This window comes from Luteococcus sanguinis, from assembly GCF_039527675.1.
Taxonomy (GTDB): Bacteria; Actinomycetota; Actinomycetes; order Propionibacteriales; family Propionibacteriaceae; genus Luteococcus; species Luteococcus sanguinis.
On sequence record NZ_BAAAKI010000018.1, the window covers coordinates 1 to 9,935 of the forward strand.

A 9,935-nucleotide genomic window follows, 5' to 3' on the forward strand; every position below is an offset into this window, starting at 1 on the left:
GCCCAGCAGGGCACCAGTCAGAGGCAGGGTCACGACTCCCCAAGACGCTTTCCATCATGTATGTCAGAGAAACGGTGTAAGTGGCTCCAACGCCCTGCGGGGCAGGAGGAGTCATGATGACCGAGACAACCACCAGCAGCAGCTCGTCGGCCGTGGAGTCGGCCAGACTGGAGGCTGTGACCCCAACACCACCGTCCCCGCCGGATGAGTCGGCCGAGTTGGACAAGGCCCAGCGTGAAGCGATCGCGCAGATGGTTCGCCAGGCCAAAGCCGACGGCATCGCCCTGACCGGCCCCGACGGCCTGCTGAAGGCGTTGACCGCCCAAATCGTCAAAGCAGCGCTGGACGAGGAACTCAACGAGCACCTGGGCTATGACAAGCACGACCCACTCGGCCGCGGCTCGGCAATTCCCGAAACGGCACCCGGTCGAAGACGGTGATCACCGACAATGTCGGCGCGGTCGAGATCCAGGTGCCCCGGGATCGCAACGGCACCTTCGAACCGCAGCTGGTCAAGAAGCGCCAACGCCGCTTGTCGGACATGGATGCCATGGTGTTGAGCTTGTTTGCGAAAGGGCTGACGACCGGTGAGATCGCTGCCCACTTCGCGGAGGTCTACGGCACCAGCGTGTCGAAGGACACGATCAGTCGGATCACCGACCGCGTCGTCGACGAGATGACCACCTGGATGGCGCGGCCGTTGGAGCCGATCTACGCCGCCATCTTCATCGACGCGATCGTGGTCAAAGTGCGGGATGGGCAGGTGCGCAACCAGCCCTACTATGCCGCGATCGGGGTCGACCTGGAGGGTCACAAGGACATTCTGGGGATCTGGCCCGGCAACGGGGACGGGGAGTCGGCGAAGTTCTGGTTCGCCTGCCGGACCGAACTGAAGAACCGCGGCGTCACCGACGTGTTTTTCATGGTCTGCGACGGGCTCAAGGGCCTGCCCGACAGCATCGGGCAGGTGTTCCCCGCAGCGAAGGTGCAGACCTGTCTGATCCACTTGCTGCGCAACAGTTTCGGTTACGCGTCGAAGCGGCACTGGCCCGAGATCGCCGTGAACCTCAGGCCCGTTTACGAGGCCCCCACGGCGGAGGCTGCCGAGGCCGCGTTCGAGGAGTTCGCCGAGAAGTGGGGCAAGGCATACCCGGCCATGATCAGGCTCTGGCGCAACGCCTGGACCGAGTTCGTGCCCTTTCTGGACTACGACGTCGAGATCCGCAAGGTCTTGTGTTCGACGAACGCGATCGAGAGTCTCAATGCCAGGTTCCGCCGGGCGGTTCGGGCCAGGGGTCATTTCCCGAACGAGCAGGCCGCGTTGAAGACGCTCTACCTTGTCGTGAGATCGTTGGACCCCAAGGGCACCGGCCAAACGCGGTGGGGCATGCGCTGGAAGCCCGCCCTGAACGCGTTCGCCACCACCTTCGTTGACCGCATGCCCGCGGCCAGCACCACCCAGTAGAAGCCGCCGCTTACACCGTTAATCGGACAGTCCCGAAGGAGGACGACGATGTCCGCACGCACCCGAATTGCCTTGGCGCTGGTGGTGCTGGGAGCCACGGCCTGCGCTCCCGCGACACCCCAGGCGCCCCAGAACCCGGAGCCGAGCCGGACGAGCACGCCGGTTCCTTCCTCCACTCCGTCGGTCACGACCGCGTCGCCCACCCCCTCCGCTTCGGACTCCCCGACGAGGAGTTCCGCGCCAAGCCCGTCGGGTGGCATCGTGCGCACCTCCTTCGGTGCGGTGCATGACCCATCGAAGTGCACGGTCAGCTCCGAGTACTGGCGTGGCAACCGCCGCTTCTACCTGAACGGCGAGGCCTCCCAGGAGGGGTGTTTCACCTCGCCGTGGTTCGGGGGAACGCATCCGGTGATGCTCTCCTACGGGCGCACGGTGGCGCCCTGGTATGACTCGCACGTCCATCACGGCGTCGACGTCGACATGCCCGAGGGAACCCCCGTGCGTTCCGGGGTGGCGGGCACAGCCCATGTCAGGCCGTCGACGATGGGCGCCTCCTATGGTCGCAAGCGTCTGTTGGTGCGCTCCGACGGCCGGGACCACGTGATTGGCCACCTCGGCGAGGTGGCGGTGGCCGACGGCCAGCGGGTGGAGCCGGGTGATCTGTTGGGGCGCAGTGGAATGGACGGGTGTGAGCAGCAGGACGGTCCGCACCTGCACTTCGAGGTGCGCCCGTCGGGCACCGGTTACCAGTCGGCAGTCGATCCGTGGGAGTCGCTGCGGATGAGCCGCGCCTGAGGTCGTTGCCGTCGCCCGAGCCCCGTTCCGTCGTGCGCGGTCGACTGCGCACGTCGAAAAGTCAGCGGAGGTCCGCCGTCGCCTCCCGCCACGCGTCGGTCAGGGCTACGAGGTCCGTCCGGTGAGCGGTGATCCGGCAGCCCCGGCCGTTGGCCTTGACGGTGATCCCCTCGCGCTGCCAGTGCTCGCGGGCCTCCCCGACGAGGTGGGCGGGCAGCTCCCCAGCGGCATTGGTGACCCGCCACCAGCAGACCGGCGAACCGTCGCGCGCCATCACCGAGTGGCTCTGCCAACTTCGATTGGCCCCATGGTGACGGTCTGTTCTGGCCCCATGTCTAAGCGGAGACCGGCTTGACCGAATCTTCACATTCCCTTGCCCCGACCTCGATGTGGGGCTTCGAGGCTTGTGGCCATGACCTCGAACGAGAACTCTTCCCGTACCGTGCCGCTGGTTGCCCTGGGTGTCGGCACCATCGCAGCTGCCGCCCTGGCCCTGGCCGCCCCTGACCTGACCTCCGGGTCGGGGATGGAGGGCATGCCGATGACCCACTACATGGGGCTGTTGGCCGTGCGTCAGCCGTGGAACCTGCTGTTGTTCATGGCGCTTCCGGTCGTGCTGGCCGAGACGCTCGCGATCACCGAGTTGGTGATGCTGTTGGCTCGTCGGGGTGAGCGTCCGGCGCCGGGATGGGTGACGAAGGTGGGCCACTGGGCCGGGTTGCTGGCCGGGCCGGTGTGGGTGTTCATCGGCCTGCACCTGCTTATCACTGCCGTGGTTCCGCTGACGGTCAATGGTGGCTGGCGTGGCCCCGCGGACGTGATCGCTGTCCTGTCGTACCTGGCCGGTGGCGTGCCGATGCTGGTGATCAGCCTGCTGGAGGCCCAGCTCTTGGGCCGCGACGAGACCGGGCGCCTGCGCCTGCACGTGGCGATGGTGGCCGTGTTCCTGGTGGTGGCCCACGTCGCGATGATCTTCGGCATGCTCGACCCTGCCGTCATGGGCTATTCGCCGAAGGCGCCGGCCTCGGTGCAGCACGACATGGGCAGCATGTCCGGCATGAACCACGACATGGGTGGCATGACGGACATGGACCACTCGACGATGATGCCCAGCTCCGCCCCGTCGAAGTGATCCCCGGCCGGGTCCGTGGTGAGGTGGTGTCATGAACAGCGCTTCTGGTGCGGTTGTACCGAGTGTCCTGGTCGTCGACGACGAGCCGGTGCTGTCGGGCACGGTGAAGAACTACCTCGAGCGGGCCGGCATGTCGGCCCAGACCTGCGGGGACGGGCTGGCCGCGCTTGACCTTGTCCGGGCCACGGCCCCCGACGTGGTGGTGCTGGACCTGGGCCTGCCGGGCATGGACGGGGTGGAGGTGTGCCGCCAGCTGCGCACCTTCAGCGACTGCTACGTGTTGATGCTCACGGCCCGCGCCGACGAGGTCGACAAGCTGATCGGGTTGTCGGTCGGCGCGGACGACTACATGACCAAACCGTTCAGCCCGCGTGAGCTGGTGGCTCGCATCCAGGTGCTGCTGAGACGCCCCCGCGCCGGGAGTACGGGCGCCACAGCCGCGGTGGTGCACCGCATCGGCGCCCTCACCCTGGACCCGTCGTCGCGTCGGGTGGAGCTCGACGCGTCACCGGTGGAGCTGACCCGTACCGAGTTCGACCTGTTGCAGGCCCTCGCGGAACACCCCGGCCGGGTGCTGAACCGCCGCCAGCTCACCGACGCCGTGTGGGGCGAGGACTGGGTCGGCGACGACCACCTGGTCGACGTGCACATCGCGCACCTGCGCAAGAAGCTTGGTGACGACCCCTCCCAGCCCCGGTTCGTGCAGACGGTGCGCGGCGTCGGCTACCGGATGGGCCAAGGGCAGTGATGCCGCGCAACCCGCGCGGCAGTTGGGGACGCCGACTGCTGTGGACCCAGATGGCCGTGGTGGCGGCGATGGCCGCCACCATGGTGCTGACGGCACTGCTGGTCGGCCCGGCATGGTTCCGGATGCACATGCTCGAAGCCGGCCACGCCCAGCCCGATGTCGTCGAGCACGCTCAGCAGGCCTTCCACGACGCGGGCCTGGTGTCACTGGCCGTGGGTCTGGGCACCGCGATGCTCGCCGCCCTCGGGGTCGCCACCGTCCTCAACCGGAACCTGTCGCGCGGGGTCGAAGCCCTCGTGGACGGCGCCCAACATGTCGCCGCCGGACACTACGACCAACCCGTCATGATGACCTCGGCCAGCCCCGAGCTGGCCCAGGTCGCCGACGCCTTCAACCACATGGCCAGCCAGATCGCCTCCACGGAGCAGACCCGACGACGCATGCTCACCGACCTGGGCCATGAGCTGCGCACCCCGCTGGCCGCCACCCGGGTCACCCTCGAAGGACTGCAGGACGGTGTGGTCGACTTCACCCCCGCAACCGTCGAGATCCTGCTACGGCAGAACCAGCGGCTGGCCGCCCTGGCCGCCGACATCTCTGAGGTCTCCCGCGCCGAGGAAGGCCGCATCCCACTGTCGCTGAGCCACCAGGACCTCGACCAGATCGTGACGGCCAGCGTCGCCGCAGCCCGGCACGCCTACGACGCCGCCGGGGTGACGCTGCACGCCCAGACCGTTCCCGGCCTGCGCGTCGACGTGGACGCCGCTCGCATCGGGCAGGTCCTGGACAACCTGCTGCGCAACGCCCTGCAACACACGGTGGGCGGCAACCGGGTCGAGGTCGCGATGAGACACGAGCACGACCGGGCCGTGGTCCGCGTCACCGACAACGGCGTCGGCATCCCCACCGAGGCCCTCACCCACGTCTTCGAACGCTTCTACCGCGTCGAGGACACCCGCACTCGCGACGTCGACGGTGGAACCGGTGTCGGCCTGGCGATCTCCAGGGCCATTGCCCGCGCCCACGGCGGTGACCTGACGGCCCACAGCGACGGCCCTGGCCACGGCGCAACCTTCGCGCTGACCCTGCCCACCGTGACTTCTTGACCAGATCTTGACCAACCCCTGCCGGGGGCTTCATCCGGGCCCGACAGGCTCAAGGACATGAACACACTTTCCCGCCGCCACGTCCTGTTCACCGGTCTCGGCCTGGCCTCGGCAGGGGCCTTGAGCGCCTGCGGCGCCAAGAACACCCCGGCCGCAGCACCCGCCGCGCCGAACTCCCCATTGACGATCCCCAGCCAGACCCCGCTGGTCGCAGCCCCCGGCACGAAGACCGTCAACCACGTCCTCACGCCCCGGCCGGTCACCCTCGACCTGGGCGGCGTCACGGCCAGGACCTGGGCCTACGACGAGACCCTCGACGCCCCCGTCCTGCGGGCCCGCGCCGGAGACCTGCTGCAGGTCCGCGTCGAGAACAAGCTTCCCACCAGCACCTCCGTCCACTGGCACGGCATCGCGCTGCGCCAGCCAAGCGACGGCGTGCCCGGCGTCACCCAGCAACCCATCGAGGCCGGCAGCAGCTTCACCTACCAGTTCGTCGCCCCCGACCCCGGCACCTACTTCTTCCACCCCCACACCGGGGTGCAGATCGACCGCGGCCTGTACCGGCCGCTGGTCATCGACGACCCCGCTGAACCCGGCCGCTACGACCACGAGTGGATCATCACCCTCGACGACTGGGCCGATGGCGTGGGCACCTCACCCGATGACATCCTCGCCGCGTTCAAGGCACAGAACGGCACCGTGTCCAGCGGCATGAACCACGACATGGGCGGCATGGACCACGGCATGTCACCCTTGGGTGACGCCGGGGACGTCACCTACCCCCACTACCTCGTCAACGGCCGCGTCCCCGCCGCGCCCCGCACCCTGACCGCCAAGCCCGGGCAGAAGGTACGACTGCGCGTCGTCAACGCCTCCTCCGACACCATCTTCAAGCTCGCCCTGCAGGGCCATCGACTCACCGTCACCCACACCGACGGGTTCCCTGTGACCCCCACCCAGGCCAGCGCCGTCTACCTCGCGATGGGAGAACGACTGGATGCGACCATCACCCTCGGCGACGGCGTGTTCGTGCTGCAGGCCGCGCCCGAGGGCAAGAAGGGCACCCCGGCCCGCGCCATCGTGCGCTCCGGCTCCGGCAACGTCCCGGCCCCGGACACCCGCATCGCAGAACTCGACGGCAAGGCGCTGCTGACCACCCAGCTCAAGCCCGCCGACAGCGCCCGACTGCCCGACCGCAAGCCCGACACCACCCTCGACGTGGCACTCAACGGCCAGATGAAGCCCTACGCGTGGGGCCTCAACGGCAAACGCTTCGGCGAGGACACCCCACTGGCGCTCAGCCGCGGCCAGCGCGTGCGGCTGCGGATGACGAACATGACGATGATGGCCCACCCCATGCACATCCACGGCCACACTTGGGCCCTGCCCGGCAGCGACGGGCTGCGCAAGGACACCGTCCTGATCCGCCCCATGGAGACCGTCGAGGCCGACCTGCAGGCCGACAACCCCGGCACCTGGATGCTGCACTGCCACAACATCTACCACGCCGAACTCGGCATGATGACGACCCTGCGCTACTGACATCTCCCGGCCGATGTCGGCCACCCACGCCTGCCCTGATGGCGCGGCTGACCCCTTGCGGCAGCCTCACCATCGCCGTCTGCAGAGCTTGACCAGACCTTCACCAAACCTCGCGAGCTCATTGACCTCGCCCCGTCACCGTGGAAGTGGAAGGAAAACCCCTTCCCCGAGCAGACAAGGACACGCCATGTACACGAGCCCCGACCAGGCCCCCCGCTCCTTCGGCGAGGCCCCCCGCCAGCCCCTGACCGGGCCAATGACCGACCAGGACCCCACCAGCACCACCCACCAGCACGGCAACTCCCACCAGCACGGCAAGTCCCACCACTGGATGCACCTGCTGATGTGCGCACCGATGCTGCTCGTGGTCGCCGGCTACCTGTGGGCCGGACGTGCCAGCCTCGCCGCCGGCGGTGTCCTGGCCGCCCTCGTGCCCGCCATCGGCTGCATGCTCATGATGTGGCTGATGATGCGCATGATGGACCACGGATCCCAGCACTGACCACCGCCCGCCATCCACCGGCAGCACCGTCTCGAGGAGCAACCCATGAACCACCCGGCAGCCACCGCCACCCACGACCACACCACCCGCTACACGTGCCCGATGCACCCCGAGGTGACCAGCGACCAGCCCGGCCGCTGCCCCGAGTGCGGCATGTTCCTCGTCGATGCCGACGCTGCACCCGCCACCCACCAGCACGGACACGGCCGCCAGAACGGACATGCCCAGCAGCACGACACCCACGACGCCGCCGACAAGGGCACGTGGCTCTGCCCGATGCACCCCGAGGTGACCAGCGACCACCCGGGACGCTGCCCCAAGTGCGGGATGTTCCTGCAACCCGCCGACGGCGGGGACGCGCCGGCCGCCCAGCACCACGACCACCAGCACCCCACCGGCGAGCCGGCGGTGGTGGCCGGTGCGGTCGCTGCAGGGGACTGGACCTGCCCGATGCACCCCGAGGTCCGCAGCGACGGTCCCGGTGACTGCCCGATCTGTGGAATGGGGCTGGAGCGGGTCTCGGCCGGGCTCGACGACGGCCCGAACCAGGAGCTCGTCGACATGCGTCGCCGGTTCCGGGTGGCGGCGGTGCTGAGCGTGCCGCTGGTGGTGATGGTGATGGTTCCCATGGTGCTGGGGCGTGCGCTGCCCGGCAGCGTCGCGCCGTGGCTCGAGCTGGCCCTGTCGACGCCGGTGGTGTGGTGGGCTGGGTGGCCGTTCTTCGTGCGCGGCGCGAAGTCGGTGGTCAGCCGTCACCTGAACATGTTCACCCTGGTGTCGTTGGGTGTCGGTGCCGCGTGGCTGTACAGCGTGGTCGCGGTGCTGGCGCCGGGGTTGTTCCCGTCCGGGATGCGGGCGATGGACGGCCGGGTCGGCACCTACTTCGAGGCCGCGGCAGTCATCATCACCCTGGTGCTGCTCGGCCAGGTCCTCGAGCTGCGGGCCCGCGACCAGACCTCCGGTGCGATCCGCGCCCTGCTCGACCTGTCGCCGGCCACCGCGCACCGCATCGGGGCCGACGGCACCGAGACCGACGTGCCGGCCGCCGAGCTGCAGCTGGGCGATCGGTGCCGGGTGCGGCCGGGCGAGAAGGTACCGGCCGACGGCACCGTGGTCGATGGTCACGCGTATGTGGACGAGTCGATGATCACCGGCGAGCCGGTTCCGGTCGACAAGAGCCCCGGTGACCGGGTCATCGGCGGCACGATCATCCAGGGCGGCAGCCTGGTGGTGGAGGCCACTGGCCTGGGCGCCGACTCGACCCTGGCCCGGATCGTCGACCTGGTCTCCCAGGCGCAGCGGTCCCGTGCTCCGATCCAGGGACTGGTCGACAAGATCTCGGCGGTGTTCGTGCCGGTCGTGATCGCCGTCGCCCTGGCCACCTTCGGGTTGTGGCTGGCGATCGGGCCGCAGCCGCGGCTGCCGTTCGCGATCGTGGCCGCCGTCAGCGTGCTGATCATCGCCTGCCCGTGTGCGCTGGGTCTGGCCACGCCAATGTCGATCATGGTCGGGGTCGGGCGCGGCGCCGGCGAGGGCGTGCTGGTCAAGAACGCCGAGGCCCTCGAACGACTGCAGAAGGTCGACACCCTCGTCGTCGACAAGACCGGTACCCTCACCCAGGGCCGCCCCAGCCTGGTCGACCAGCAGGGCGTCGACGGCCACGAGGATGCCCGGACACTGCTGCTCGCCGCGGCTGTGGAGGCCGGCTCCGAACACCCCCTCGCCAGGGCGGTGGTCGATGCTGCCCGCCAGACGGGACGCACGGTGCCGGCGGCCAGCGATTTCGCCGCCCACCCGGGTGGCGGTGTCAGCGCCACCGTCGACGGTCAGCACGTGCTCGTCGGCAGCCCCGCCTTCCTGGGCAGCCAGCACGTCGACACCCATGCCCTGGACGCCGTGGTGGAGGCCTACCGTCGCCGTGGCGCGACCGCGATCGTCGTGGCCGTCGACGGCAGTCCCGCCAGTGTGCTGGCCATCGCCGACCCGCTCAAGGCGACCACCGCCGGCGCGATCGAGGACCTGCGTCGGCGCGGGATGAAGGTCGTCATGCTCACCGGCGACAATGCCACCACCGCCCGGGCCATCGCCGACGAGCTGCACATCGACCAGGTCGTCGCCGACGTCCTGCCCGACCAGAAGCACGGCCACGTGCAGGCCCTGCAGGCCCAGGGCCACACGGTCGTTATGGCCGGCGACGGCGTCAACGACGCCCCCGCCCTCGCCGTGGCCGACGTGGGTGTGGCCATGGGCACCGGCACCGACGTGGCCATCGAGAGCGCCGACGTGACCCTGCTCGGCGGTGACCTGGCCGCCCTGGTCAAGGCCCGCGACCTGTCGGTCGACACGATGCGCAACATCCGCCAGAACCTGGTCTTCGCGTTCGTGTACAACGTGGTCGGTATCCCGCTGGCCGCCGGCGCCCTCTACCCGGCCTTTGGCTGGCTGCTGTCGCCCGTCATCGCGGCCGCCGCCATGGCCCTCAGCTCGGTCAGCGTGATCACCAACTCGCTGCGGTTGCGCCGTCACCGCTGACCCCAAGAGCCCAGCCGGTCGTTGTTCACCCCATCACAGATGCCCGGGCGGGTCTGTCCTAGAAACGGTGTAAGTGGCTCCATCGCCCTGCGGGGCAGGAGGAGTCATGATGA

Annotated in this window: 8 protein-coding genes and 1 pseudogene; 8 read left to right on the forward strand and 1 reads right to left on the reverse strand. The window is 69.2% G+C overall.

Annotation, left to right across the window (positions count from 1 at the left end; genetic code table 11):
* Positions 1-251: 251 nt before the first annotated feature.
* Positions 252-1,465: pseudogene (locus ABD089_RS12140) on the forward strand (IS256 family transposase).
* Between the two features lie 48 nt (positions 1,466-1,513).
* The gene (locus ABD089_RS12145) at positions 1,514-2,260 is read left to right on the forward strand and encodes a peptidoglycan DD-metalloendopeptidase family protein (RefSeq protein ID WP_343886695.1); all 747 of its coding nucleotides are present in this window, start codon (positions 1,514-1,516) and stop codon (positions 2,258-2,260) included.
* 61 nt (positions 2,261-2,321) lie between these two features.
* Here the strand turns inward: ABD089_RS12145 and ABD089_RS12150 are convergent, their stop codons facing one another.
* On the reverse strand, positions 2,322-2,534 hold the full coding sequence (locus ABD089_RS12150) for a hypothetical protein (protein WP_343886697.1): 213 nt from the start codon (positions 2,532-2,534) through the stop codon (positions 2,322-2,324).
* 138 nt (positions 2,535-2,672) lie between these two features.
* Here ABD089_RS12150 and ABD089_RS12155 point away from each other — a divergent pair, with 138 nt between their 5' ends.
* The 6 genes from ABD089_RS12155 (at position 2,673) to ABD089_RS12180 (ending at position 9,822) form a co-directional block, all read left to right on the forward strand.
* Positions 2,673-3,392, forward strand: a complete 720-nt coding sequence (locus ABD089_RS12155) for a DUF6803 family protein (RefSeq protein ID WP_343886698.1) — start codon at positions 2,673-2,675, stop codon at positions 3,390-3,392.
* Between the two features lie 31 nt (positions 3,393-3,423).
* Positions 3,424-4,140 carry a response regulator transcription factor gene (locus ABD089_RS12160; protein ID WP_301408993.1) on the forward strand — a complete coding sequence of 239 codons (717 nt, stop codon included), beginning with the start codon at positions 3,424-3,426 and terminating at the stop codon, positions 4,138-4,140.
* On the forward strand, positions 4,140-5,246 hold the full coding sequence (locus ABD089_RS12165; protein ID WP_256762140.1) for a sensor histidine kinase: 1,107 nt from the start codon (positions 4,140-4,142) through the stop codon (positions 5,244-5,246). Before ABD089_RS12160 ends, ABD089_RS12165 begins: the two co-directional genes overlap by 1 nt.
* A 57-nt stretch (positions 5,247-5,303) precedes the next feature.
* A complete protein-coding gene (locus ABD089_RS12170; RefSeq protein WP_343886699.1) occupies positions 5,304-6,788 on the forward strand; it encodes a multicopper oxidase family protein in 1,485 nt (494 codons plus the stop codon).
* 187 nt (positions 6,789-6,975) lie between these two features.
* Positions 6,976-7,290: a hypothetical protein gene (locus ABD089_RS12175; RefSeq protein ID WP_094763293.1), complete on the forward strand. Its 315-nt coding sequence runs from the start codon at positions 6,976-6,978 to the stop codon at positions 7,288-7,290.
* Between the two features lie 45 nt (positions 7,291-7,335).
* Complete coding sequence (locus ABD089_RS12180; RefSeq protein WP_343886700.1) at positions 7,336-9,822, forward strand: copper-transporting P-type ATPase; 2,487 nt, start codon at positions 7,336-7,338, stop codon at positions 9,820-9,822.
* Positions 9,823-9,935 lie beyond the last annotated feature (113 nt).